The following is a 25,008-nucleotide window of genomic DNA, read 5'->3' as shown; positions in this document are numbered from 1 at the left end:
GGAGATAAACCTTGAAAAATAAACTTGCTTTAGTATCTGGAATATTAATTTTATTTTTTGCAGGATTTACTTTTGGTATTAATGCAAAAACAGAAAACGATAGATCAGAAGATATTAAATTACTTGGTCTTTATACCCATGTTTTTAAATTAGTTAAAGATTATTATGTAGAACCAGTAGAGTCTAAAAAACTTGTTTATAGTTCTTTAAGAGGAATGATGCAAGCTCTGGATCCTTTCTCTTCATTCTTTACTCCTGATGAGTTTAAAGAGTTTACTACAGAAACAAAAGGCGAATTTGGTGGTTTAGGGATAGAAATAACTATGGAAAATCATAAACTTATAATTGTTGCTCCTATTGAGGATACCCCTGCTTGGAGAGCTGGATTAAAAGCTGGAGATATTATTCTTAAAATAGATGGAAAGCCTGTTGAAAAAATGACTTTAATGCAAGCTGTAAAATTAATGAGAGGAAAACCTGGAACAAAAGTAACTCTTACTATTTTAAGAAAAGGAGTAGAAAAACCTTTTGATGTAACAATTGTAAGAGATATTATCCATGTAAAAAGTGTAAAAACAAAACAGTTAAAAGATGATATAGGTTATATCAGATTAACCCAATTCCAAGAAAATTCTGCAGAAGAATTTGAAAAAGCTTTAGAAAAATTTAAAAACAAAAAAGGAATTATTGTTGATTTAAGAAATAATCCTGGTGGCCTTTTATCAGCAGCTGTTACTATTGCAGATATGATTCTTCCTGAAGGTAAACTTATTGTTTATACAAAAGGAAGAATACCAAGTAGTAATGAAAAATATTATTCTGAATCTAAACCTATAATTTATCCAAAAATTCCTATAGTTTTAATTGTTAACCGAGGTTCTGCAAGTGCTTCTGAAATATTAACTGGTGCATTAAGAGATAATAATAGAGCTTTAGTTGTTGGAGATAGAACATTTGGAAAAGCATCTGTTCAAACACTTATGCCACTTCCAGATGGTTCTGGATTAAAACTTACCACAGCTCATTATTACACTCCAAGTGGAAAAATGATTATGTATAAAGGAATAATGCCTGATATTATTGTGCATGAATCTCAAGAAGAACAACTTAAAAGAATGAAAGCAGAACGAGAAGCTAAACTCAAAGGTAAAAAAATAAAAATAGAAGATCCTCAACTTGAAGCGGCAATTAATGCTATTAAGATATTAAATTTTGCAAAAGAAAGTATATAAATGAAAGTTTTAGGAATAGAAACTTCCTGTGATGAAACAGCAGTTGCTATTTATGATAGTGAGAAGGGGTTACTTTCAAATGTAGTCTCTTCTCAGATTGAAATACATTCTGAATGGGGAGGAGTTTTTCCTGAACTTGCTGCAAGGGAACACACTAAAAATATTTTGCCCGTCTTAGATAAAGCTATAAAAGATGCAGATATTTCTTTAAGTGATATAGATGCTATTGCCTTTACAGCTGCTCCCGGACTTATTGTTTCTCTGGTAATAGGTGTTGTAGGAGCAAAAGCTTTAGCTTTTTCAATTGATAAACCTTTAGTACCTGTTCATCATATAGAAGCTCATATATTTTCAAACTTTTTAGAAGAAAAAATAGATTTTCCTTTTTTAGCTTTAGTTGTTTCTGGTGGACATACAGAGCTTTATATTATAAATAATTTTGAAGATTATAAATATCTTGGTGGAACAATAGATGATGCAGTTGGTGAAGCTTATGATAAAGTTGCAAGAATGCTTAATTTAGGATATCCAGGGGGACCAATAATAGACAAGTTATCAGAAAAAGGTATCTGCTCTTTAGAACTTCCAAGACCTTTATTAAAAGGAAAACCACAACATAAATATAATTTTTCTTTTAGTGGATTAAAAACTGCAGTATTGAAAGAAGTAGAAAAACAAAAATATAAACCTGAAGATATAGCCAAAAGTTTCCAAGAAGCAGTTGTAGAGGTTTTAGTAAAAAAAACTTTAAATGCAGCTGCAGAGTTTAATATTAAAAATATAGTTGTTGCCGGTGGAGTTTCTGCCAATAAAAGATTAAGAGAAAAGCTAACTGAAGAAGCAAAAAAAGAAGGTATAAAAGTTTATTTTCCACCTTTATATCTCTGTACTGATAATGCAGCAATGGTAGCTTATACTGGATATTTAAGAGCTAAAAAAGGTAAGTTTGTAAGTTATGACTTTAAACCTTATGCAAGGATTAGAATGGATAAATTTGTAGAATTGATTTAGAACCATCTTGTGTAATAAATTTGTAATCTAAAAATTGTGTAAGGATTTGCAAAAAATCCTTTACCTATATAAACTCCAAAAGATAAGTTATCATTATCAAACATTTCACCAGCCAATCCAGAAAATAGTGAATATCCGATGTTATAAGCAGTATTGTAGCAAATATTTGTGTCCACAAAAGGTCTTAATTGTTTTTTATAACTATCAATATAATTAATTCCAAACAAAGAACCTATACATGCTTCTATAAAATTATCAGGTAAAACTTGTGTATTTGGTGTTATTAAAATTTTATTGATAGAACCTGTTTTATTTGATTTTTCATTATAAAAACCTCCTGATAGCTGAATATAATTAGAAAAATCTGGATATCCTATTCTATATTTATGTAAGTATCTTGATTCAAAGTAATAACCATTACCTATTTCTTTAAAATCTTGAGAATAATAATTATTAATTGAAGTACTACCAGATATAACATTTTTTGAGTTTATTGATATTGTTGTACTGTATTTTAAATTAGTTTTAGATGCTCCATAAAAAGAAAGATTACTTTCTTCTGCTCTTTGATTTATTCCTAAGGATAAAGTAGAATCCCAGTATTTATTAGTTTTGAAATTATAATCTATAGATAAAATAGGAAATAATTCTACAGATTTTCTTGCTCCTAACTTTATGATTATATCTGAAGAATTAAATATTTTTTTTATTCCTATTGTTAATAAACTATCAATACTTGGCAATTTTTTATAATTACTTTTTTTATAAGAATTTGTGAAATAATTTTCATTATCTATATAAAGATAACTATTTAGCCAAAGATATTTTTTTAATTGATATTTAAGATAAAATCTTGAAACATCTTCAAAATATTCATAATTAATATGAGATTTAAATCTGTTTGAATATTTTGTATATAAATCTACAAATTGTTTATATGCAAGGTAATCTTCCTTACTTCTTTTTAAGTTTCTATAAGAAGTATTTAATGCTTCATTTACTCTTCCAACAATATCTTCTGCATAAACTTTATCTCTATAAGGTAAGGTATCTTTGTATTTTTTTAATGTTTTGTTTATTCCATCTTTATCTATTTCATTAATTTCTATATTTAGTACTTTATCTTGTTGTATTTTTATTTTCTGTTTTTCTGTTTTTTCTATTTTTACTGTTTTATTTTTAATATTTATATCTGGAATCAAACTCAAAATATCTTTTGTATCTTTAACTATTTTAAATTTTTCCTCTTTTTTAGTTTTTATTTTTTCTTGATTATCAGGTTTTTTTTCTTTAATCATAGATTTAACTTTTTCTTTTTTAAATTTAAAATTAGCTAATATAATTCTTTCAGGAATAATATCAGCTATCCTAATAAAAGAATCTTTATAGTATTTTTTAATCTCTTTTAATAAAGGTTTTAGTTCTTTTGTAAACCTTGTATTACCAACTCTAACAACATAGTAAGAGCCAATCTTTTCAATTCTTGCATATGGATATTTAGAAATTTTTTTGTAAACATTTTTTGCTTCTTTAATATCTTTTGTACTTATTACTTGAATACTATATATATTAATATAACTTTCTACCAAACTACTATTTACATTTTGAACAAATTTTAATTTTTCTTCTTTTTTAGTTTTTATTTTTTCTTGATTATCAGGTTTTTTTTCTTTAATCATAGATTTAACTTTTTCTTTTTTAAATTTAAAATTAGCTAATATAATTCTTTCAGGAATAATATCAGCTATCCTAATAAAAGAATCTTTATAGTATTTTTTAATCTCTTTTAATAAAGGTTTTAGTTCTTTTGTAAACCTTGTATTACCAACTCTAACAACATAGTAAGAGCCAATCTTTTCAATTCTTGCATATGGATATTTAGAAATTTTTTTGTAAACATTTTTTGCTTCTTTAATATCTTTTGTACTTATTACTTGAATACTATATATATTAATATAACTTTCTGCAAAACTACTAAAAGCTGTTATTAAAATTATTAATAATAATTTTTTCCACATTAGAAAATCCTCTTATAGTTGTAAATATAAAAGGATGGATCATATTCTCCTAAATATAGATAATAATCTAATATTAGGTTTAAGTATTCATTATAATTAAGGGTATTTTTTGCAATTTTTAGTAATTTTTTTATTTTTTTAGGTGAGCTATATTTGAAAGAAAGCCTAATATAATTCCTTAAAAATTCTTTATTGTTTATTATATTTGGATTTATTCTTAGCTGTTTATTAGCTAAAATCCATGCTTTATTGTAATAATAAGAACTTTCATCAAATTTTGTTTGTATGTTTAATATATCTGCATATAATATTAAAAAGGATAAATTATTTTTCTCTTTATTTATATATTTTTTAGCTAAACTATAAGCTTTATCTAATTCTTGGATATTCATATATGCAGTAATAACTTCTATATATAAATCTTTTTCTTTTTTAAAGAAAGGTAGATATGTTTTTAATAACTTATAATATTCTTCAGAATTATCTATAAAAAACCATAAAATCTCTTTCTTTTCATTTAGGGAAAGTTGTTCTCTATAATCTTTTAATAAAATTTTGTAAATCTTGGCAACTTTTTCTTTATTTTTTAGTCCTGCATAAATTTTTGCTAAATAAAACAGATATTCTTTATCACTAAATATACTCGTGTTTTCATTTAATATTTCTAAAGCTTGTTGGAATTTTTTGTTTTCTATAAGTATATTTATATATTCTTTTATAAATGCTTTTGTTTTTTTTATTTTATAGATTTTAGAGTATATAAATTCTAAAGATTGTAAATCCTTTTTCCTATAATAATAATCTAAAAGAGGATATATATAAGAAATATCAATCTGTTGTTTTATTAAAAGATATTTAACTACTTTTATAAATTCTTTATATTTTTGATTTTTCAAAAGTAAAAATAGCAGTAAATTATAATAAGTTTTATCTTTTGGTAAATCTTGCACATATCTTAATACTTCCAGTGCCTTATCATAATATCCTTTTGCTATTAAAAGATATACTATGTCATATTTTTTTTCTAAAGGGAAAACTTTTAAAGTTTGAATATATTTAACTAAAATATGAGTTTCACCTAATTTAGTTGCATAGATTAAGTATTCATATAAATACTCTTTTTTATTAGTTTTTTCATAAATTTGCTTTAATAACTTTAGAGATTTTTCTGGATAACCAGTATATTCATACAATTTTGCAAGTTCTAAAGCATTTTGATAATTTCCTTTTTTTACCTGTGTTTCATATTTTTGTATTTTCAGATTAATAATTTCAGGATAAGAAAAGGTAAATAGTATTTTTTCTATAGAAGGATCTTTAGTTTTATTGTAAATATAAAGATAGTTTTTATATGCTTCGTCTGTTTTTCCAAGCCAAAGAGCTAGTTGTGCAACTCTTTTCCTCCATTTTATACTAAAAGGTATAACTTTTAGTACTTTTTTTGCAACAATATAAGCATGTTCTAAATCTTGCGTATAGATAAAACTTTTATACATAAGCTCATAAAGTTGTAAATCAAATTTTTGTTTACTAAATACAGGATTTATTAGCAATACTATTAAAATTAAAGAAACAATTATTCTTTTCATTTAATTTATTACCTTTAATATTTTTAATGATAAAATTCTTGCTAATTTTAAATTTCCAGTTTGAAGATAAATATCAAGTATTTTTTTCAAAGCTAATCTATTTCTTGTTTTTAAAAAATAATTTTCATATCTTTTTGCTATATTTATAGCTTCTTTATATTTTTTATTCCAAAGAAGAATATAAACTGCTTTCAAAAAGTATTTTGTTTTTACATTTTCATTCTTTGTAATTTTAAATAAAGTTAAATATATATCTTTTGCTTTTTCTGAATGTTTTAAGTATTCATAAATCTGTGCTTTCTTTTCTAAATATTTTATATTTTTTTCTTTTTTGTAAAGTATATCTAAGATATTTAAAGCAGCTTTATAATCTTTATAATATAGACTTATATTTAGAAGATCTTTTAGGTATTCTTTTTTAGGATTTATTTTTACTAATTTTTTTAATGTTTTATAGCTTAAATCTACAAAATTCATAGATTTACTTTCATTTAATACAAATTCATAATTAGTTTCTGTAGGATTAAGCTTTAGAATTAAACTTAAATATTTTTTCGCTTCTATTAAATATTTTTTATTTTTAGATTTAAAATATAGATTTTTATAAACGAAATAACTATTCTTAATAAAACCAATATTTCCTATACATTGTTTGTTTTTTTGACAATTTTCAATTAAATTTTCTGCTTTTTTTAGTTTACCAGTTTTTAAATAAAATCGTAAAAGAGCTATTTTAAAAAAAGCATGTTTTGGGTATGCTTTTGATAAACTTTCTAAATATTTAATTGAAACTTCATAATTACTTGTTTCCATATCTATCATTGTTTCCAATTTTCCTTTTGGAAAAAGTATTATAAGAATAGTTATAAATAAAATAATAATAGCGAGTAGTTCATATTTAGATATTACTTTTTTATTTTCTAAAATTTCCTTAGTTGCACTCAAGCTTAAACTCCACTTTTTCCGTGTTGAAGATTAGCATATTCTTAATTTTTTTATATTTATTTTTTGTATATATCTTGCAATTTTGTAATTTGTTAAATATTACCTTTACAGGTTGATACCCTTTTAAACTAAATTCATTTTTATTTACCTTTTTTATTCTTGCATTTGTCTGTTTTATGTAAGTTTGATTTGGTCTATTTTCTGTAAATTTTATTTTATAATTTCCAGAGCCATCTAAACTTATATAAAGTTGGTCATTATATGGATAAAAACCTATTACACCTTTACTTGTTTCTAAATTAGGATATCCAAAGCCTTTTGGAACTTTGAGTGTTCTTAAATTTTTATCTGTCTTTATTATCCAATAATCTCCTTCTTTTGCAATAGCACTATGGTAAAAATCAAGAACTTTCAGAATATATTCTGAAACTTTCATAGGAATTACATCTTGTTTTAAAGCATAGTTATAAACTTCTTTTAATGCATTTAAACTTGCAAGTTTTGTTCCAGAAAAAAAGTGATAATAAATATCAATTGGCTTCAATCTTCTTGGTTTGTCTGTTAATTGGAAAGTTTCTATTACTTTTTTATATCCCCAAAAGTTTTTGGTAAAATCATCTGTATAGAGCTCTTCATTTTGTTCTCCGTCATATATTTGATAATATTCTCCTCTTTTTAATCCGGCTGGAGCTACTAATGACAAAAAAGGCCTGTCTTTTGTTATGTATGTATCACCACCATTAATATTTAATATATTATGTTCATAAGCTATTTTTAAAGCTTTTTTTGGAGGATTGCAATCGCCTGACCAATATAAAATATTTACTTTTTTGTTTGGAGGACAAAGTTTAGATAAATTTTTTACAGAATCAACTATCTCTCTATATAAGCTAAATTTATAGTTTGGTATTTTTAAATTATACCCTTCAGGAATTTCATTTTTATCTTTTAGCTTTGAAATTTCCATCCATTTAAATGGATGAGAAAAAGTATGTGAAGCCGGTTCTACATTATCAAGGGCATAAATAGATTTTGCCACTTCTATAGCCTTTTTTGAGTATTGTGGATAAACCCCATATGGCATAATTTCTGCTTCTATAAAGGATACTCCTATTGGAATTTTATATTTTTTCAGTATTTCATCTCTTATTACTTCCATTGCAAATTTTTTGGTAGGGCAAAATTCACAAAGAGAAACTGAACCATCTCCATCTATATGAGAAAATAAAACTCTCATGCCATTTTCAGTGGTAAAATCTGGTGCAGGGAAAGGTTTTAGTCTAAGACTTCTTTTAAGTAATTCAAATGGATTTGGTATCCATTTAATTATATCACCAACATCTACAGTCAAATATTGTTCCAAAACATATCCACCCCATGGTGTTATAGTAATAGGATGAAACTCTTGATTTTTACTATTTTTTAATATTAATAGAGGCTTTCCTTTATTGGTTTTTATTAAGCTATCTGGAGTTATGTTTAAAGGAGGTTTTTCTTCAAACCCTACAATTTTATCTTGAAAGATAACTTTGTTTTTACTGAAAAAGCCAGCTTTGTTATTTTCAGCAGTTAAACCTAAAGGCTTTAGATACCTTTGCGTTTCTGGAAATCCAAAATATCCTAAAAATAGAATTTTATTGCCATTTTTGATTCTTTTTAATATCCAATTATAAAATTTATCATAATTTTTAACTATATCATTTTCAAGCCATACTACCATTCCGGCATATCTATCTATTGTATGTTTTAACTGCATTGCCTCTTTTGGAGTTTTTAAATCAGCTACATATCCTAAATATTCTAATGGCATTTGAATTAATCTATGGGCATTAGAATATGCTACATCATCCTTAGTCTTATAAATAACTAAAACTTTTCTTGGAAATATCTCAAAATTAGATAGGCCTATAATTGATAAATCTTTGTTTGTAATATATGGTATAAATCCTAACTTTTCTATTTTTTCTGCTAATTTTCTTGCTAAATTTTTTTCATTTGGCTTGACATAATCTATAACATAAACAGGAATATTTTTGGATTTTATGTAATTTAATTTATTTATTAGCCATTTTCTATCTTCTTTTGAAACTTCATAATAATTTTTCCCGTTATATCCCCTAAATAGAGATTCTGCAACAACACCATTAATATATGGATAAACTTTGTCAAACACCTCAAATCCTCTATTTAAGAAAATTTTTGAATTCGGAAATTGCTTTTTTACTTCAATTATAAAATTTGCCAAAGCATTTTCATAACTTTTCCAATCTTTCTTTTTTAAAGCTAATTGATAAGAGTCTAATGTATCAAAAAAGAAACTATTTATTCCTTCTTTTCTAAAATTTTTTATTTTATTTAATAAGGACTTTCTATAATCCTTATTTCTAATATCTGTAACTAAAGAATCCCAGTTTTTGTTTTTACCTAAAATCCATTCTTTTTTAGCTTTTGTTTTATCTGAAACCTCCTCTATACTTATATAAGCTACTAATTTTTTATTATATTTTTTTAATACATTCTTAGAAATATCTTCTACATTAACTACAACATAATCATAAACTTTTAATAGTTCTTCTGGTACGTCTTTATCATAATAAAAGGCTAAATTTTTACTAAATGCTTCAGACATTATAATTAAGGCAAATAATATAACTAGTTTATCTTTGTAGCATAAAAGTTTCATACTCTAATCTCCTCATAACTTTATCTAAATAAATTAAACCAATAGTAGAAGCAATTAACATTGCTAAAGCTGTTCCATATCCATAATAATAGGGACCTAATATTATAGTTATTATTGGCAAAATAATGTTAAATACTGCCATTATTATTGTAATAATCAATGTTTCATATCTTCTATCTAAATAAAATAAAATAGCAAGTATGTTCATTACTAAGAGTTGAAGCTGCGTGGCTATCATATCTATATAAAATAGTGGTATTGCAGCTGAAGGTAAATTGAATATAGAAAAAATTAAAGGTGCAGTTATATAGAGTATAATATTGAATATACCTTGTAAAACTATGGCTTCTTTTATTGAAATTCTAACTATGTCTATCATCTGTTCTTTAAATCTAACTAAGGTTTCTAATGTAGCTCCTTCTACAACACCCTTGAAATATTTTTCATAATATTCAGCAAAATCTGCTTCTAATCTTAAGAAAAAAACAGCCATACCTGGAATAATTGATAAATAAGCTAAAAACAAAGGTAAATCATAAACGACAGATGATCTAATCTTTCCAATTATATCTTCACCAGTTAATGGTGAATACCAAAATATATATTCATCAGCCCATATCCCAAGATTAAAGAAAAAACCTGCTAATGCTAATGGAAAATATTGTTTATAAGCTTTTATAAAATCAAAAGATAAAACTTCAAAAAATTGATAATTTTTTAAAATTAAATAAAGCAATAAAATAAATAATATTAAATTTCCTAAGAAAAAAGAAATAAGCAAATAAGCTAATCCAAAATAACCTATAAAATATGAAAAAACTATGATTAATAGATATGAGAAAAAATAAGACAAAACAACATATCTATATTTTTTTACACTTATAGCTAAAATATTTATTATCCAAAGATTAGAAAGTAAAATCAAACTAAATAAAAAAGTAGTAACAAAATATATATTTTTTACATCTTTTAAAAATAAATAAATATAAATAATGGAAAATAATAAAGACAAAGCAGTATTTAGAGTTAAAATACCAAAAAAATTAGGTACAATTTCTTCCTCTTTACCTTCATATATTCTATCTGCAACAAATCTTGTAAAAACTAACTGATGAAAGCCAGATAATATTAAGCTTAAAGAAATTAGATATGTAACACTTACCTGAAATTTTATAATATCAGCTGAATTTCCATATATTGATATATTGATAAGTCCAACTAAAATTATTGCCAGAATAGATATTACCCATCCACCTGCAGATAAGATAGCAGCATATCCATAAGCTTCAAATAAAGAACTTATCTTATTTTTCTTTAGTATTTTTCTTAATTCAAAACCTATTCCTGCCAAGATAAAGCCTCGTAATATAATTTTTTATAATTAGAAAAAAATAATTCTTGAGTATAAAACTTATTAACCCTTTCTAAAGCCACCTGCTGACATTTTTTCCAAAGGGCTTCATTTTCTAAAAGTTTTATATAATGTTTTGCTAAATCTTTAGCATCTGCAACTTTACAAACAAAACCAGCATTACCTAACTTTTTATCTTCTTCATTTAGTCCACCATATATAATATCAAAGCAAGAACCTACATCTGTAGTAACTGCAGGAACACCTGCAGCAAAACCTTCTAATATAGAAAGAGGCATTCCTTCACTAATAGAAGTAAGAGTATTTACAGAGATTTTTGGGAAAATATCTAATATATTCTGAAAGCCTAAAAATTTTACATTTTTTTCTAAATCTAAAACCTTTACTAAATTTTTGCATTCTTCATAATATTCAGGATCTTCATCTGTTGGACCAACAACCCATCCTTCAGCATCAGGTATTTTATTTACAACAATTCTCATAGCTTTTATAAATGTTTTTATATCTTTAATAGGAACAACTCTTCCTATTAAACCTATTACTTTTGGATTTTTTGAAGGTCTTTTTTCTAAACATGATTTTAATCTATCTATATTTACACCATTAGGTATAACCATTGTCTTTTCTTTAGGTGCTCCATATTCAATTTGTATCTGTCTAGCTTTTTCATATAATGATAAAATTTTATCTGCCGTATAATAGCTAAATCTTCCTATACTTTCAAAAAATTTATTCCATACAAATTCTAATCCTGAAGATTCTTCCATACTTTTAAGGAATCTTCTTCTAGTGGAAAACCAATCTGAAGTAAGTAAATCAATTTTCCTTTCTCTTGTATATATTCCGTGCTCTGTAAGTATATAAGGGATATTTCTATTGAGTTTAAGAAGTCCTGCTAAAAAGCCTGCATAACCAGTTGAAGGAGAATGAACAATCTTTATTCTTGGAATACGATTTATAGCCTTAAATATTTCCCACAGGGGTATATGCATATTACGAATTGTCCAAAAGTAATCAATAAATGATTCATTTTCATATTTTTCCAAGTAAGTATTAACTATAAATTCCCAAGATACATTTGAATAGAGAAAATCTTCTAAAGATATATTTTCAATCAGTCTATTAATAGCATCTAAATTATTACCTTCTTTATTAAAGGATTTATGAACTGTTTCTATTTGTTGGTAATATTCTTTTTTTAGTTTTCTTCTTTTAGGTATAGGTAGTTCTTCCTTATCAAAAATATATATTTCATCAAAATAAACTAAATTATCAGGGAATTTATATCTTTTTTCTCCATAATCTTCTCTTCTACTTCCTATGAATAAAACTCCAAATTTAAACTCAGGAAGACCTGATATTAATTGATGAATCCAAGAAGAAACTCCTCCTCTTATATATGGATATGTTCCTTCTCCAATTATCAGTATATCTATATTAGATTTCATCTTCAGACCATACCTTGTAATTAAAATAAAAATTTGGATGTATAGAATATAAATCAATATTTTTAACTAAATTAAAAATTTTCTTAAAATCCTTTTTTTCATAATAGATTTCCATTAGATAAGGGATAACTTTTCTATTTCCTAATTCATAAGCTTTACTTAAATATTCTTCTGCAAGCTTATAATCTTTTTCTAATAAAGCGATTCTTCCAAGATAAAATTTTATTTCTGGATCTTGTTTTAAGCTAAGAGCTTTTAAAAAATATTCTTTTGACAAATCCAAATAGTAATTTTTTAATTCTTCATCTACAATACCAAGGAATATACTTTCCCAATATAAAACAGCTATATTTTTATATATATCTGCTTTTTCTTCTTTAGAATTTACATTTTCTAGTTTCTTTTGTAATTCAAATATATTTTTATTTATATTATCTTCTTCTTTTGAAAAGATACTAAAAGCTAATAATCTAATTTCATCATTATTATCTGAAAAAGCTTCTTTTAAAATTACACCTTTATTTGGATACTTTAATCTTTTTTGCAAAGATAGAATATTAAGCTTTATATGTTCTGGTAAATTTTTATTGAAGTTTTGTAAGGAGCCTTCTCCTAATCTTCGTTTTATTATAGGAATATGTTCTTCTAAATCTTCTGTTTCTAATATATCTATATTTAGATTTTTCTTTTTTGAAGTTTTATAAAATAATACATATATAATAGATAAAATAATTCCTATAACTGAAGTGATAAATATAAAAGTAGTTAGTAATATTATTATTTTTACTTTTTGTTTTTTTAATTTAATAGCAAATATTGGAGTTAAGACTAAAGAAATAAAAAAACTAGCTATTAAATGAAAAATTATATAAACATAAATAGAAAATATATTATCAAATATCAAAAAATTTGCCATCCCAACTATTTCAAAGAATATGCTAAAATATATGTATTCTTTTTGCAATATTTTATCCTTTTACCAAATTATTTAAAATTTCATTCACTTTATTTAAATCTTTAATATTAAAAACAAAATATTTATATTTATGGTCTAAAAAATCAAATTGCTCATATAATCTATTTATAAATCCAATACCTCCTTCCTTAGCAATTAAGGGAAGGACAATTATAAAAATATTATTCTCTTTATTTTCTATTTTTGTATAAAAATCTAAAGCTCTAAGGCTTTGTCCTAAGAAGTTATCTATTATTGAAGAATAACTACTTTTTACTTCTATTATTACAATAGAAGAATCTACATCTGAAATTTTTTTTAATTTACGTAGTTTAAATATTTCATATTTAAAATCAGATGGAATATATTCAGGTAATATATTCTCTTTACTAATAGCTTCAATTTCTTTTTGTTTAGCTATATTAAATAAAAAATACTGAGAAACAAGCTGTATAGAAAGTAGATTTTCAATATTATAATGGATAAATGGTATATGTTCTATTAAAAAAAATGCTTTTAATTTTTCATTAATATCAAATATAGGAATGGTAGCTATATAATCTATATTTTTTATATCTATCATATCTTTTATATATACAATCTCTTGCAAAAATAACATTTTTTGAATCAAAGGATGCTCTAAATCTATCTTTTTTTTATCTGAATTAAAAGGATACACATTTTTTATTTCTTCTTTTTCAGAATCATACTCCACATAGACAAAACTTTCTACAAAAAATTGATTTGATATGAATTTAAAAAAATTTTCTATATTTTCTTCTTTTTGTATTTTATGTAAAACAGCTCTTATTGTATAAGGTTTTGATATATAGCTTTTTTCCAATATATCATGAGATATTCTGATTGTATGTGCAGCTATACCTATTTCTCTTAATTTTTCCTCTAAATATGTTGCTTTAGACTCTATTGATTCTATTTTTTTTCGCCAATAAAAATAAAATTCTCCTGAAATTAAAGAAAGCATCAAACCATTTAAGAAAAAAAATTCAGGAAACTCTTTTAAATAAATAAAACCAGAAATAGTAAGTAAAAATAGTAACAATAATCCAGCACCCATACCATAAAATAAAGATAAAACCAAAATAGGTATATAAAAATAATTAAAATTAGAGGTTTTTATAAATAGAGGATCTTGATTATTTAAAATATATCCTATAGAAAAAGATACAACAAATATTACAATTATTTCAAAAATAACAGAAATATCTTTTAAACTTTTAAAATTTATTTTTATATTTGATTTTAAACTTTCTTTCATTTACTTTTACTAACAAGCTCATCTATTAATTCTTGAGCTGTTAAAGATACAGATTTATGTCCCCATTGTGATTTTGATCCAGTAGCAGACCATATTAAATGTCCATTTTTATTTTTAATTTGTATATACAAACTAACTGCAGGTTCACCATCTATTCCTGTTTTATATCTCCATTCTATTACTTTACCAGTTAATTTATAATCAAAATTTTTAATGCTTTTTAATTTTATATTTTCACCATCAAAAATATAACCATCTACTACTTTAAAACCTTTACTTAATAAAATCCCCTTTGTTAAAGAAGCTGCTTTCACACCTGCATAAGGAGTTTGAGAGAAGTTTTCAAAAGGGTAAACAACAATAATTCCTTTTTTAGGTAATTTCCCTACTTTTATATTTTCTTTTACTGAAGAACAAGATAATAAATAAAACGAAAAAAATATTAATAATATTGTAAAAAAAGATTTTTTCATAATAACTCCTTTTTTAACTAAATTTTTATTTACCATAATTATATTTAACATTATTTATTATATTTAATATTATATCATTTATAATGAAAAATCACATTTGATACTTTTTTAAAATTATCGAATAATTGTTAAAATTTTTTAGTTATATTTACTGTTTTGTTCCTATTAAACTCCAAAGTTCATGATCTATATTATGAAGAATATATTCAGGAGCTTCTACTTCTATAACCCATTTTTTATCAATGTAAAGTGGATTACCTTTTTCATCTAATTTATATCTAACTTCACCTGCTTTATTTTTTCCTTTGTAAAACTCAATTTTGTTCTCTTTTCTTACAATATTAGAAATACCATGCATATTCATCTGTCTAACAATAACATCTTCTATAAATTTTTTATCTGCTATGGAAAAAACTCTAATACTAATTTGTTCATTATAATATTTATCATTAAGCCAAACTAAAAATGCAAAAACTATAACGGCTATATCCATTATTGCAAAAGAAACACTATACTTAGTAGGTAAGAAAAAAAAATGAGGATATTGTAAATAATGTAAATAATATAATTCCAAGAAGAATGGTTTTGCCGTAATTAAATTTCATAATTATCCTCTTTAGGAATATATTTATTTTAAGTATATCAAATATAAAATAATAGAAAAAGGGTTCAAGTAGAACCCTTAAAATTTTTTATACTAATTCTTGTTTTTGTAAATACTCATGGATTTCATGTAAAAGCAATGCAGGTGTATTAATTGGATAATTTATATGCTCAACAATTTCAGAGATTTCTAAACCTTGTGCTTTTATACCTTTAAGTTTTTCAGCTATTTCTTCAGGTTTTGTAATTGGATATTTTATACCTCTAAGTTGTTTTAATACTAAATAAGGCCATGGAGCTTCACAAACTACTTGTACTGCTTGCTCTGTCATTTGTTGACAGAACTGTAATAAGCTTTGGGCTTCTTGGCCTTCTTTAATCATTCTGTAAGCAAGTTTAGCAATACCTCCAGCAGTGTGTACTCTTAACTCTTTTTTCTCTTCTGATGTTAGCTCATCTATATGTTGAACTTTATAAAGTGCAAGCTCTGGATCAGCCCTTAATATATTACGAACTGTATTTTTAGTAAGCCCCACTTTTTCTGCAATTTCTTCTTCTGTATAAAAGTATTTATCACTTAAAACAACTGCATAAGCAGCACGAGCTAAAGATGGAAGCCAAGTAAGTGTACGATATTCTGCAAGCTTTGTAAGACCTCCTAATAAATCAATAGATTTAAAAAATACACGAGCTACTAAAGATTCAAGCTCACTTTCATCCACTTGTGGTTTTAGTTCTATAACCATATCAAACCCTCCTTTTTATTTTAACTTAATGGTTCTAATATTCTTACTAAACCTGTTTCTGTTATTTCAAGATAATGAGTTTTTGTATCATGTCCAGACATACGACATCCATCTATACGGAATAATCGTACAATTTCACCAATAGGTTTTTTATATATTTTAGCTTGATAAGTTGTCATAATAATCTCTTTTGCAAGAACCATTGTTCCATCAACAATATGTCCTACTGCATAGCCACCTGCTGCTTCTGAGCTTAAATCTTCATGTCCACTTCTTTTTTGAGAAACAAAAAGGGCAGTTTGTTTATGTTCTTTCATAAAACTATATAGTCTTCTTACTATACCTCTTGCTTTCATCTCTAGATTTTCAAATAACCCTGTCACAGAATCAATAACTACGAATTTTGCTCCATACTCTTTTATTGCATATTCCATAGTAGCTGTTAAATTTGGTATGTTTTCCCTTAATGATACATGAGATGCTGCATCTATTAAGATAATATTATCTTCTATTTTTGAAAAATCATAGCCCATAGCCTGAGCTCTCATCTGTATAGATGATATAGCAAAATTTGCAGGAGTTTCTACAGTAACAAATATAACTTTTTCACCTCTTTGAGCTTGTTTAACAGTAAACTGTTCTACCATTAAAGACTTTCCTGTATCATTTACACCTGTAATATTAAAAACAGAATAAGCAGGTATTCCTCCTAAGTTTTTTTTAACAGGTTTTCCATTTTCTATCTCTGTTATGAAAAATAAATCATCTAAACCTTCTACTCCTGTAGGTACACCATAAATCTTCGGTGCTTTTGCAAGGGCATGACTGCCGATTAATACACCTTCTTTTACTACTTTTGGCTTAAAATCTTCGTTTTCTGCTTCTGTCCAAGTTCTCTTATACCAACTACTTTTACCATATTTATCTGTCATATCCCTTCTCCATTTATTTTTATTATTAATAATTAATTACTTCTACATCTTTTGGCAAGATATAATTTATATCAAAACTTTTTTCAAATTCAACATTAATTATTTTAAAAATTATTTTGTTTCCTATGGTATCATAAATTATAATTTTTTCAATATCATTATTTTTAAATCCTATTTCCATTTTTTTCAGTTTAAATTTTTTGATAAATTTTTCCTTAGCAGTTAAAACATAAGTTTCATTTTTTTTATTTATATAAAAATAATTAGATAATTTTTCTTTTCCTGATAAAATCTTTACTAAGGTAAGTATAAATAAATCTTTATTTTTATCAGTTATTATTACTTGGTTTTCATCTGGTGAATATATGAATATTTTATTTTCTTTTGAAAATATAACTTGTTTGTAAGGCTTTGTATAAACAACTTTAAATTTAGGACTTTTTAAATAAATAATTCCTGCAAATTCTTGTTTTTCATTTAGTTCTTTTATGTATGAAATTTGTTTAAACTCTATTTTACTATTTGAATATTTTTTTATTATTTTTTCTAAATTTAAGCTTTCATTAGCAAAAGAAAAAAAAGGAATAAGAAGGATTAAAAGTATTTTAGCCATTAGTATAAAGCCATTGCAAGTTTTTTTCTGTATTCCTTAGTTAGTGGATGTCTTTCCCCAAGAATATTAAATATTGTTATCATTCCTTTTCTTCCTGCTTCATCTTTATAATTTTTATCTAGCTGAACTATCTGTAGAAAATGTTTTAAAGCTTCTTCATAATTTCCATTCACTGTTTCACAAGCTGCCTTTTTATAAAGCTTATCTAACTGGGTTTCTTCTTTTAAATTATCACAAGCTTCTTTAAGCTTAGCTATCTCTTTTAAGGCTTGAGCTTGGATATAATATTCTTTGTGATATTCTTTAATAGTATCTAAAATTTTTAAAGCTTCATCTATTTTCCCTTCATTTATGAAAAATTTAGCTGCTTCAATAACAAGAGCTTTATTTTCCGGATAATCTTTTAAAAGCTGTTTAAATAATTCTTCTGCTTCTTTTACCTTACCATCTAAAATAAGTATTTTAGCTTCATCTAATTTTTGTTGTACTTTAGATTTGATATGTTTTTCTAAGAAATCTCTTAATTTTGGTTCTGGATAAGCTCCAACAAATTGATCAATTACTTTACCATCCTTAAATAATTTAACATCTGGAATTCCTTGAACTCCAAACTCTTGAGCTATATGTGGATTTTCATCAACATTAATTTTTGCAAGGATATAATCATATTCAGAGGCAAGTTTTTCAAGTAATGGTTTTAATGCTTTACATGGCCCACACCATTGAGCCCAAAAATCTACTAAAACAGGTTTTTCATAAGATTTTTCTATAACTATTTCTTCAAAATTTTCATCAGTTACATCATATATATTAGCCAATATAAAACCTCCTTAAGTATTATATTAATATATAATAATATCTACTTTTAATTTATTTTTTCAAGGTTGACTTTTTTTATAATATCTGTTATCTCTTCAATAACTTCTTCAATACTTTTATCAGTAGTATCAATTACTATATGCTCTTTTGTTGGCTTTAATGGTGCTATTTTTCTAGTACTATCTATTTTGTCTCTTTCTTTTATTTTCTCTAATAAATGCTCATAAGGAATATTAAATCCTTTTGCCTTTAGTTCTTCATATCTTCTTTTTGCTCTTTCTTCAGCTGTAGCAGTTAAAAATATTTTTATATCTGCATTTGGGAAAACAACTGTTCCTATATCTCTTCCTTCCATTACAACACATTCTTTTTCTTTTGCCATCTGTCTTTGTTTTTCAACAAGTTTTTCTCTAACTATTTTTATGGTGGCTATCTTAGAAGCCATTTTAGAAACTTTTTCATCTTTTATTTTGTCTGAGATATCCTCTCCATCAAGTAAGACTTTATCTTTATCAAGGGATATAGATATATTTTCAAGAATATTTTTTAAATCCTCTTCTGTAAATTTTCCACCTATTTGAAGTAGTTTATAAGCAACTGCTCTATACATTGCTCCTGTATTTATATAGGTACATCCTATTTTTTCTGCTAATATTTTTGCTACTGTGCTTTTTCCAGCACCTGCAGGCCCATCTATTGCTATAATCATTTATAATTCTCCATTTAATTTTTTTATAAATACTTTTACCATTTCAGGCATAGCTTTTGGATCTGTTCCTGTTATTATGTTTCCGTCTATTTCTACTGGATTTCCTGTATATATAGCTCCTGCATTCTTTATATCATCTTTTATTGAAAAGAAACCGGTAATTTTTTTACCTTTGATAATTCCTGCAGATATTAAGACCCATGGAGCATGACATATAGCTCCTATTATCTTATTTTCTTTATACATATTTCTTATAAAATCTACGGTTTCTTTATCTCTTCTAAATCTATCAGGGGCATAACCTCCTGGAATAAAAACTGCATCAAATTCTTTAGCTCTATTTGGTTCTATTTGTTGATTTGAAAAAAAAGTTAATCCATTTTTGCCTTTAAATTCACCAACCTTTGGCGAAAGAACAGTTATATTAAATTTTTCTTCTTTAAATCTGTATAAAGGATATATAAATTCAACTTCTTCAACAAAATTTTCAAGTAATAAAGCTATACGTTTCATTTTAATCCTCCATAATTTATTTATTTTCTTCTGAAGAAACTTTAATTATAGTTTTAACATTACCTCTTGGATTCCAATCTCCAATAACTTCTAAAAATCTTGGTTTTAATAAATTATATAAATCATCGTATATCTTATTTGTTGCTTCTTCATGGGATATATACTGGTTTCTATATTTATTAAGATAAAGTTTTAAAGATTTTAACTCTACAATAGTTTTATCTGGAATATATCTTATTTTTATTGTTGCATAATCTGGATATCCAGAGCGAGGACATAAACAAGAAAATTCAGGAAATGTAATATCTATTGTATAGTTTCTATCTGGATATGGATTTTCCCAAGGTTCTAACTTTGCTTCTAAAATCTCTTTTTCACCATATTTTAAGTTTTCCATTTATACCTCTCTACTTATTATATATTTTGCTAACTTTTCTAAAATTTCTTTATTTTCAAAAATTTCAATACTTTTTAATGCTTTTTCTATATGTTTTTTTGCTATCTCTTTTGATTTTTCAATTCCATAAATAGATGTATATGTAAGTTTATTGTTTTCTTTATCTTTACCAACAGTTTTACCAAGTTTTTCAGTTTCTCCTATTTCATCTAGTATATCATCCCATATCTGAAAAGCCATTCCTATATTATATCCATACTCTTTTAATGCTTTTTCTTTTGTATCTTCTGCATCTGCTAAAATAGCTCCAATTTGACAGCAAGCCATTATAAATTTAGTAGTCTTATTTTCATGGATGAATTTAATATCTGTAAAGCTTTTTTCTTTTTCTGCTAAAATATCTGCTGCTTGACCTGCTATCATTCCATAAATACCAACATTATGAGATAGAATGTTAATTATTCTAACTAATTTTTCCGCTGGAATATTTTTTATAGATGATATTTTCTCAAATGCATAAGTTAAAAGGCCATCTCCTGCAAGAATTGCGATAGCTTCTCCAAAAACTTTATGATTTGTAGGTTTTCCTCTTCTTAAATCATCATTATCCATAGAAGGAAGATCATCATGTATTAAAGAATATGTATGTATCATCTCAACTGCTAAAGCTATATCTAAAATATCCGCGACATTTTCTTTACCACAAACTTTAGCACTTTCTAAAACAAGAATAGGCCTTATTCTTTTTCCACCTGCATTAAGACTATAATGCATTGAATCAAATAATTTTTGTGGGATACCTTCTTTTAATTGATTTTCAAGCTTTTGATTTATAAACTCAGCCTGAGTTTTAAGATACTGTTTAATATCCATTTAAACCTCAAAAGCACTTTCTATATGATTTATTTTATCATTTAAGATAGATATTACATCAAATCTTATTTCATCATAATCTATATTTTCTTTTTCTATAAAAAGCTGTGCAGTTTTAATTATCTTTTGTATTTTTGGTTTATCTATTGTTTCCTCAGGTAGCCCAAAGGCTTCATAACTTTTACTTCTTACTTCAATAAAGACAAGAGTGTTTTTATCTTTGGCTATAATATCTATTTCTCCAAACTTTGAATAAAAATTTGTTGCTAATATTTGATACCCTTTGTTTTTCAAATATTCTTTAGCAATGTTTTCTTTTTCTTTGCCAATATGTCTTTTATTCATAATTTAATCTAAAACTTTTTCTGTGAATTGGAGTTATACCATACTCTTTTATTTCTTGAATATGTAGTTTAGTAGGATATCCTTTATGTCTTTCAAAAGAGTGAGGATAAATTTTTGAAAAATGTTCCATTATTTTATCTCTATAAACTTTTGCAATTATTGATGCAGCAGCAACAGATATACTTTTTTCATCTGCTTTTTTTATTGATATGTGAGGATATGGATCAAATTTAATATAATCAGTAATAATATAATCAAAATCTGATTTTAGACTGAATAATGCTCTTTTCATAGCAAGTTTTGTTGCATTATAAATATTAATTCTATCTATTTCTTCAGAGTCAACTACTCCAATTCCAATAGAAACTGCTTTTTTTCTTATCTCTTCAAATAAGGTCTCTCTTTTCTTAGGAGATAATTTTTTGGAGTCTTTTTCTATGAAAATATCTATATTTTGTGGAAATATAACAGCAGCAGAGACAACGGGACCTGCTAAAGGTCCCCTTCCTGCTTCATCTATTCCAACTAATTTTTTAAATCCTTTATCATATAGAGATTTTTCAATCTCAAACATATATTTATTGATTTTCTTCTTTAGATTCTTTAGCAGCAGCTGATTCTGCAGCTCTTTTTTTGAGCTCCCATTCTTTAATTTCTTTAATTCTTGCTGCTTTACCTTTTCTTTCTCTAAGATAATAAAGTTTAGCCCTTCTAACTTTACCTCTTTTAGCAACTTCTATTTTTGCTATTGAAGGACATCCCCATGGGAAAGTTCTTTCCATTCCTACTCCATAAGAAACTTTTCTTACTGTAAATGTTTTTCCTGTTCCACTTCCTTTTATTCTTATTACTGCTCCTTCAAAAACCTGTATTCTTTCTTTTCCTCTTTCTTCAATTTTTACATGAACTCTAATTGTATCTCCAACTCTAAATTCTGGCCAATCTTTAGTATTTTCAAGGTATTTTTCTTCTATCTCTCTAATTAATGCACTACTCATTTCTTTCCTCCATGAAATTTTGACAAAAAAATATTTTATAACAAACTTAAATAATTTACAAATTTGTTGGAATAATATCTTATGGGATAAAAAGATTTAGATTTTTATTTCTTGAAATAAATAGATAATTTTAGACAAAAGAGGAGAGTTATTTTACTCTCCACCGTACTCTACAGAATCTATTTCTTCTATGAATTGTTCAATATAAAATGTGATTAAATTAGCAAGATCTTCTGGTTCCATTTGAGTATATTTTCTTCTTATCTTTATTTTTCTTTCATGTACATCGCCTTCTTCTATTGTGTACTTTACAGAGATATATGGTTCTTTATTTACATTACAAGATGATGAATCCATTTCAACTTCAGGTATGCAAAATTCTATATCTATATCTGGATTAGCCATATCTTTTTTTACAAGTTCTACTACTTTTTGAAGTTTTTCTTTTAATTCTTTTTCCATAATTAAACCCTCCATTTTTTATTAAATAGGAGATAGATTTTCTATCTCCTAAGACTAAAGCATTTATGTTACCATTTCCATTGTGATACAATCTCTTTTTAATAAATCAGAACATACATAAACACATAAAGCACAACCTTTACATCTATCTTCAACTACATATGCTGCATTTTTATCTTCATCAAACATTAATGTATTTGCTTCTGGACAGAATAATGTACACTGTCTACAGTTATAAGTTGCGCATTTTTCTTGATCTACTTTAGCTACGTAATACATATTTCAACCTCCTATTTTTTCTAGAAAACTATTATAACAGTTAATTTGTTTAATCTCCATAATTTCTTGGTAAAATTTCATCATATCTCACATCTGCTTTTGATCCTTCAAGCCAAGGTTTTCTTCCATATATAAGAACATTTTCAGCTTCTACATTCTCAAACCAAGCACCACTAAGTTTTGTTTTCCTAAAATCACTATTACTAAATTTTGTTTTTATAAAACTTGCTTTTTGTAAATCTGCTCCTCTAAAATTAGAATATCTCATATCTGCATTATCAAAGTTAGCTTCTTGTAAATTACTATCTTCAAAACGAGTAGCTACCATAAATGCATTTTTAAAATTAGCATTTCTTAAATCTGATACCATTATTTGTGTTCTTTCTAAATTAGTATTTTCAAAGTTTGCATTTTTTAAATTTACCCTTTGAAATACACTTCTTGTTATCTGACTATTTTTAAAACTTACATTTTCTAAATCTGCATCTGCGATAAAAACATTATCCATTTTACAGTTTTCAAATTTAGCATTTCTTAAATTGGCACCAGTAAAAGATGTATTTGAAAGATCCAGATTTGAGAAATCTATCCCTTCAAGCTCTGCAAAAGAAAAGTCATATCCTTTTAGATCTTCACCTTTTTTTATAAGTTCTTCTACTTGCTGTTTAGTAAATGTTTCCATACTTAAATTACCTCAAAATTTAGGATACTAAAAATATTTTATGATTCTTTGTTAAATATCCAATGATGTTGAGCATAAAATAAAAAAAAGCCCCATTTTTGGGGCTTTTTAATTAAACTTTATAGTTAGAAAGGATATCATCCCATACAGTTTCAGGATTTTCAGGTTTATATTTTTCTTTAAGAGCTTCTACTTTTTCTTCAAAAGTAGGTATTTCTTCTGTTTTATAGAAAATTCCTATAGGTACTTTAGCATCTGGATTATAGTCAGCATCATAATCATGTTCAGCAAGTTCCATAGCTTTTTGTTTATCTGAAGGATCATGCCCTAACTCTTTATTTATATCTACTAATCTTCCTTTATAAAACTTAAATGTATCTAACTTGTTATAAGTTGGACAAGGAGAAAGTATATTTACAAACGCAAATCCTTTATGTTCAATAGCAGCTTCTATAATCTCTGTCATATGTTTAGGATTTCCTGCATATGTTTGAGCTACAAAAGTTGCTCCTGATGCAATTGCAAAGTTAATTACATTGAAAGGATTATCAAGGTTTCCGTAAGGTGTCAATGATCCTTTATATCCTGTTCTTGATGTTGGTGAAACTTGATTTTTTGTTAATGCATACATTCTATTGTCCATAGAAATAACAACCATATCAAAATTTCTTCTTGCTGCATGTGGAAAGTGTTCCATACCTATTGAGAATAAATCTCCATCACCTGCAGTTACTATTACAGGAACTTCTGGCTTAGCAAGTCTTGCACCAACCGCTGCAGGAACTGCTCTACCATGACATGAATGTAATCCAAAAGCATTCATCCAAAGAGGAAGTCTTGAAGAACATCCAATTCCTGACACTAATGATAATGCTGTAGGATCAAGTTTTTCATCAGAAAAAGCTCTTGTTAATGCAGTAACTACTCCAAAATCACCGCAACCTGGACACCATGTAGATTCAAGGCTTGATTTATATTCTCTTGGTGGAAGTTTTTCTTCCAATCTTACATATTGTATATCCATTTTTATTA

General features: G+C 25.6%; 27 protein-coding genes. 2 read left to right on the top strand and 25 right to left on the bottom strand.

The features are described from left to right. The first annotated feature begins 11 nt into the window (after positions 1-11). Positions 12-1,232 carry a S41 family peptidase gene (locus CLV39_RS01385; RefSeq protein ID WP_121922442.1) on the top strand — a complete coding sequence of 407 codons (1,221 nt, stop codon included), beginning with the start codon at positions 12-14 and terminating at the stop codon, positions 1,230-1,232. Beyond that, positions 1,233-2,243, top strand: coding sequence for a tRNA (adenosine(37)-N6)-threonylcarbamoyltransferase complex transferase subunit TsaD (tsaD, locus tag CLV39_RS01380; protein ID WP_121922441.1), 1,011 nt, complete (start codon positions 1,233-1,235; stop codon positions 2,241-2,243). On the opposite strand, the gene CLV39_RS01375 is transcribed toward tsaD, so the two are convergent. The 25 genes from CLV39_RS01375 to CLV39_RS01255 all read right to left on the bottom strand — a co-directional run bounded on the left by CLV39_RS01375 (position 2,240) and on the right by CLV39_RS01255 (position 25,000). Next, positions 2,240-4,261 carry an SPOR domain-containing protein gene (locus CLV39_RS01375; protein ID WP_121922440.1) on the bottom strand — a complete coding sequence of 674 codons (2,022 nt, stop codon included), beginning with the start codon at positions 4,259-4,261 and terminating at the stop codon, positions 2,240-2,242. The two genes, tsaD and CLV39_RS01375, sit on opposite strands and share 4 nt — an antisense overlap. After that, entirely contained in the window at positions 4,261-5,850 is a 1,590-nt protein-coding gene (locus CLV39_RS01370; RefSeq protein ID WP_121922439.1) for a tetratricopeptide repeat protein, read from the bottom strand. Before CLV39_RS01370 ends, CLV39_RS01375 begins: the two co-directional genes overlap by 1 nt. Continuing rightward, positions 5,851-6,795, bottom strand: a complete 945-nt coding sequence (locus tag CLV39_RS01365) for a tetratricopeptide repeat protein (RefSeq protein ID WP_121922438.1) — start codon at positions 6,793-6,795, stop codon at positions 5,851-5,853. After that, positions 6,782-9,478, bottom strand: a complete 2,697-nt coding sequence (locus CLV39_RS01360; protein ID WP_121922437.1) for an endo alpha-1,4 polygalactosaminidase — start codon at positions 9,476-9,478, stop codon at positions 6,782-6,784. Before CLV39_RS01360 ends, CLV39_RS01365 begins: the two co-directional genes overlap by 14 nt. Further along, on the bottom strand, positions 9,453-10,829 hold the full coding sequence (gene pelG / locus CLV39_RS01355; protein WP_170145577.1) for an exopolysaccharide Pel transporter PelG: 1,377 nt from the start codon (positions 10,827-10,829) through the stop codon (positions 9,453-9,455). Before pelG ends, CLV39_RS01360 begins: the two co-directional genes overlap by 26 nt. Then, entirely contained in the window at positions 10,817-12,298 is a 1,482-nt protein-coding gene (gene pelF, locus CLV39_RS01350) for a GT4 family glycosyltransferase PelF (RefSeq protein WP_121922435.1), read from the bottom strand. Before pelF ends, pelG begins: the two co-directional genes overlap by 13 nt. Next, positions 12,288-13,262, bottom strand: a complete 975-nt coding sequence (locus CLV39_RS01345) for a tetratricopeptide repeat protein (protein WP_121922434.1) — start codon at positions 13,260-13,262, stop codon at positions 12,288-12,290. The genes pelF and CLV39_RS01345 overlap by 11 nt, the downstream gene beginning before the upstream one ends. Before the next feature lie 4 nt (positions 13,263-13,266). Further along, a complete protein-coding gene (locus tag CLV39_RS01340) occupies positions 13,267-14,532 on the bottom strand; it encodes a PelD GGDEF domain-containing protein (RefSeq protein ID WP_121922433.1) in 1,266 nt (421 codons plus the stop codon). Beyond that, complete coding sequence (locus CLV39_RS01335) at positions 14,529-15,005, bottom strand: hypothetical protein (RefSeq protein ID WP_121922432.1); 477 nt, start codon at positions 15,003-15,005, stop codon at positions 14,529-14,531. Before CLV39_RS01335 ends, CLV39_RS01340 begins: the two co-directional genes overlap by 4 nt. Before the next feature lie 148 nt (positions 15,006-15,153). Further along, positions 15,154-15,498, bottom strand: coding sequence for a hypothetical protein (locus CLV39_RS01330; protein WP_147435390.1), 345 nt, complete (start codon positions 15,496-15,498; stop codon positions 15,154-15,156). 199 nt (positions 15,499-15,697) lie between these two features. Then, positions 15,698-16,354: a bacterio-opsin activator gene (locus tag CLV39_RS01325; protein ID WP_121922430.1), complete on the bottom strand. Its 657-nt coding sequence runs from the start codon at positions 16,352-16,354 to the stop codon at positions 15,698-15,700. 20 nt (positions 16,355-16,374) lie between these two features. Next, positions 16,375-17,286: a KaiC domain-containing protein gene (locus CLV39_RS01320; protein ID WP_121922429.1), complete on the bottom strand. Its 912-nt coding sequence runs from the start codon at positions 17,284-17,286 to the stop codon at positions 16,375-16,377. A 25-nt stretch (positions 17,287-17,311) separates the two neighbouring features. Further along, entirely contained in the window at positions 17,312-17,899 is a 588-nt protein-coding gene (locus tag CLV39_RS01315) for a LolA family protein (protein WP_121922428.1), read from the bottom strand. Then, entirely contained in the window at positions 17,899-18,717 is an 819-nt protein-coding gene (gene trxA / locus CLV39_RS01310) for a thioredoxin (protein ID WP_245960269.1), read from the bottom strand. The genes CLV39_RS01315 and trxA overlap by 1 nt, the downstream gene beginning before the upstream one ends. Positions 18,718-18,764: 47 nt before the next feature. Further along, positions 18,765-19,427, bottom strand: coding sequence for a (d)CMP kinase (gene cmk / locus CLV39_RS01305; protein WP_121922427.1), 663 nt, complete (start codon positions 19,425-19,427; stop codon positions 18,765-18,767). Beyond that, complete coding sequence (locus CLV39_RS01300; protein WP_121922426.1) at positions 19,428-19,940, bottom strand: type 1 glutamine amidotransferase domain-containing protein; 513 nt, start codon at positions 19,938-19,940, stop codon at positions 19,428-19,430. A 16-nt stretch (positions 19,941-19,956) separates the two neighbouring features. After that, positions 19,957-20,337: a preQ(1) synthase gene (gene queF, locus CLV39_RS01295; protein ID WP_121922425.1), complete on the bottom strand. Its 381-nt coding sequence runs from the start codon at positions 20,335-20,337 to the stop codon at positions 19,957-19,959. Next, positions 20,338-21,210 carry a polyprenyl synthetase family protein gene (locus tag CLV39_RS01290; protein ID WP_121922424.1) on the bottom strand — a complete coding sequence of 291 codons (873 nt, stop codon included), beginning with the start codon at positions 21,208-21,210 and terminating at the stop codon, positions 20,338-20,340. After that, a complete protein-coding gene (locus CLV39_RS01285) occupies positions 21,211-21,555 on the bottom strand; it encodes a YraN family protein (RefSeq protein ID WP_121922423.1) in 345 nt (114 codons plus the stop codon). Further along, positions 21,548-22,168 (bottom strand): ribonuclease HII, encoded by a 621-nt coding sequence (locus CLV39_RS01280; protein ID WP_342769299.1) that lies wholly within the window; start codon positions 22,166-22,168, stop codon positions 21,548-21,550. Before CLV39_RS01280 ends, CLV39_RS01285 begins: the two co-directional genes overlap by 8 nt. Beyond that, positions 22,134-22,553 (bottom strand): 50S ribosomal protein L19, encoded by a 420-nt coding sequence (gene rplS, locus CLV39_RS01275; RefSeq protein ID WP_121922422.1) that lies wholly within the window; start codon positions 22,551-22,553, stop codon positions 22,134-22,136. The genes CLV39_RS01280 and rplS overlap by 35 nt, the downstream gene beginning before the upstream one ends. Positions 22,554-22,706: 153 nt before the next feature. Further along, entirely contained in the window at positions 22,707-23,015 is a 309-nt protein-coding gene (locus CLV39_RS01270) for a hypothetical protein (RefSeq protein ID WP_121922421.1), read from the bottom strand. Positions 23,016-23,078: 63 nt separating this feature from the next. Beyond that, positions 23,079-23,294 carry a 4Fe-4S dicluster-binding protein gene (locus CLV39_RS01265; RefSeq protein ID WP_121922420.1) on the bottom strand — a complete coding sequence of 72 codons (216 nt, stop codon included), beginning with the start codon at positions 23,292-23,294 and terminating at the stop codon, positions 23,079-23,081. Positions 23,295-23,343: 49 nt separating this feature from the next. Then, positions 23,344-23,976 (bottom strand): pentapeptide repeat-containing protein, encoded by a 633-nt coding sequence (locus CLV39_RS01260; protein WP_121922419.1) that lies wholly within the window; start codon positions 23,974-23,976, stop codon positions 23,344-23,346. A gap of 112 nt (positions 23,977-24,088) precedes the next feature. Beyond that, a complete protein-coding gene (locus CLV39_RS01255) occupies positions 24,089-25,000 on the bottom strand; it encodes a 2-oxoacid:ferredoxin oxidoreductase subunit beta (RefSeq protein ID WP_121922418.1) in 912 nt (303 codons plus the stop codon). Between the last annotated feature and the right edge of the window lie 8 nt (positions 25,001-25,008).

It is taken from the genome of Hydrogenothermus marinus (assembly GCF_003688665.1).
GTDB classification, from domain to species: domain Bacteria; phylum Aquificota; class Aquificia; order Aquificales; family Hydrogenothermaceae; genus Hydrogenothermus; species Hydrogenothermus marinus.
This window is presented reverse-complemented; position numbering and strand designations above follow the sequence as displayed.

What these genes read in the sequence shown, in the direction of transcription:
- tsaD (WP_121922441.1), top strand. Translation starts at nt 1,233, where the DNA reads ATGAAAGTTTTAGGAATAGAAACTTCCTGTGATGAAACAGCAGTTGCT.
- CLV39_RS01375 (WP_121922440.1), bottom strand. Translation starts at nt 4,261, where the DNA reads ATGTGGAAAAAATTATTATTAATAATTTTAATAACAGCTTTTAGTAGT.
- CLV39_RS01370 (WP_121922439.1), bottom strand. Translation starts at nt 5,850, where the DNA reads ATGAAAAGAATAATTGTTTCTTTAATTTTAATAGTATTGCTAATAAAT.
- CLV39_RS01360 (WP_121922437.1), bottom strand. Translation starts at nt 9,478, where the DNA reads ATGAAACTTTTATGCTACAAAGATAAACTAGTTATATTATTTGCCTTA.
- pelF (WP_121922435.1), bottom strand. Translation starts at nt 12,298, where the DNA reads ATGAAATCTAATATAGATATACTGATAATTGGAGAAGGAACATATCCA.
- CLV39_RS01340 (WP_121922433.1), bottom strand. Translation starts at nt 14,532, where the DNA reads ATGAAAGAAAGTTTAAAATCAAATATAAAAATAAATTTTAAAAGTTTA.
- CLV39_RS01335 (WP_121922432.1), bottom strand. Translation starts at nt 15,005, where the DNA reads ATGAAAAAATCTTTTTTTACAATATTATTAATATTTTTTTCGTTTTAT.
- CLV39_RS01330 (WP_147435390.1), bottom strand. Translation starts at nt 15,498, where the DNA reads ATGGATATAGCCGTTATAGTTTTTGCATTTTTAGTTTGGCTTAATGAT.
- CLV39_RS01325 (WP_121922430.1), bottom strand. Translation starts at nt 16,354, where the DNA reads ATGGTTATAGAACTAAAACCACAAGTGGATGAAAGTGAGCTTGAATCT.
- CLV39_RS01320 (WP_121922429.1), bottom strand. Translation starts at nt 17,286, where the DNA reads ATGACAGATAAATATGGTAAAAGTAGTTGGTATAAGAGAACTTGGACA.
- CLV39_RS01315 (WP_121922428.1), bottom strand. Translation starts at nt 17,899, where the DNA reads ATGGCTAAAATACTTTTAATCCTTCTTATTCCTTTTTTTTCTTTTGCT.
- cmk (WP_121922427.1), bottom strand. Translation starts at nt 19,427, where the DNA reads ATGATTATAGCAATAGATGGGCCTGCAGGTGCTGGAAAAAGCACAGTA.
- CLV39_RS01300 (WP_121922426.1), bottom strand. Translation starts at nt 19,940, where the DNA reads ATGAAACGTATAGCTTTATTACTTGAAAATTTTGTTGAAGAAGTTGAA.
- queF (WP_121922425.1), bottom strand. Translation starts at nt 20,337, where the DNA reads ATGGAAAACTTAAAATATGGTGAAAAAGAGATTTTAGAAGCAAAGTTA.
- CLV39_RS01290 (WP_121922424.1), bottom strand. Translation starts at nt 21,210, where the DNA reads ATGGATATTAAACAGTATCTTAAAACTCAGGCTGAGTTTATAAATCAA.
- CLV39_RS01285 (WP_121922423.1), bottom strand. Translation starts at nt 21,555, where the DNA reads ATGAATAAAAGACATATTGGCAAAGAAAAAGAAAACATTGCTAAAGAA.
- rplS (WP_121922422.1), bottom strand. Translation starts at nt 22,553, where the DNA reads ATGAGTAGTGCATTAATTAGAGAGATAGAAGAAAAATACCTTGAAAAT.
- CLV39_RS01270 (WP_121922421.1), bottom strand. Translation starts at nt 23,015, where the DNA reads ATGGAAAAAGAATTAAAAGAAAAACTTCAAAAAGTAGTAGAACTTGTA.
- CLV39_RS01265 (WP_121922420.1), bottom strand. Translation starts at nt 23,294, where the DNA reads ATGTATTACGTAGCTAAAGTAGATCAAGAAAAATGCGCAACTTATAAC.
- CLV39_RS01260 (WP_121922419.1), bottom strand. Translation starts at nt 23,976, where the DNA reads ATGGAAACATTTACTAAACAGCAAGTAGAAGAACTTATAAAAAAAGGT.
- CLV39_RS01255 (WP_121922418.1), bottom strand. Translation starts at nt 25,000, where the DNA reads ATGGATATACAATATGTAAGATTGGAAGAAAAACTTCCACCAAGAGAA.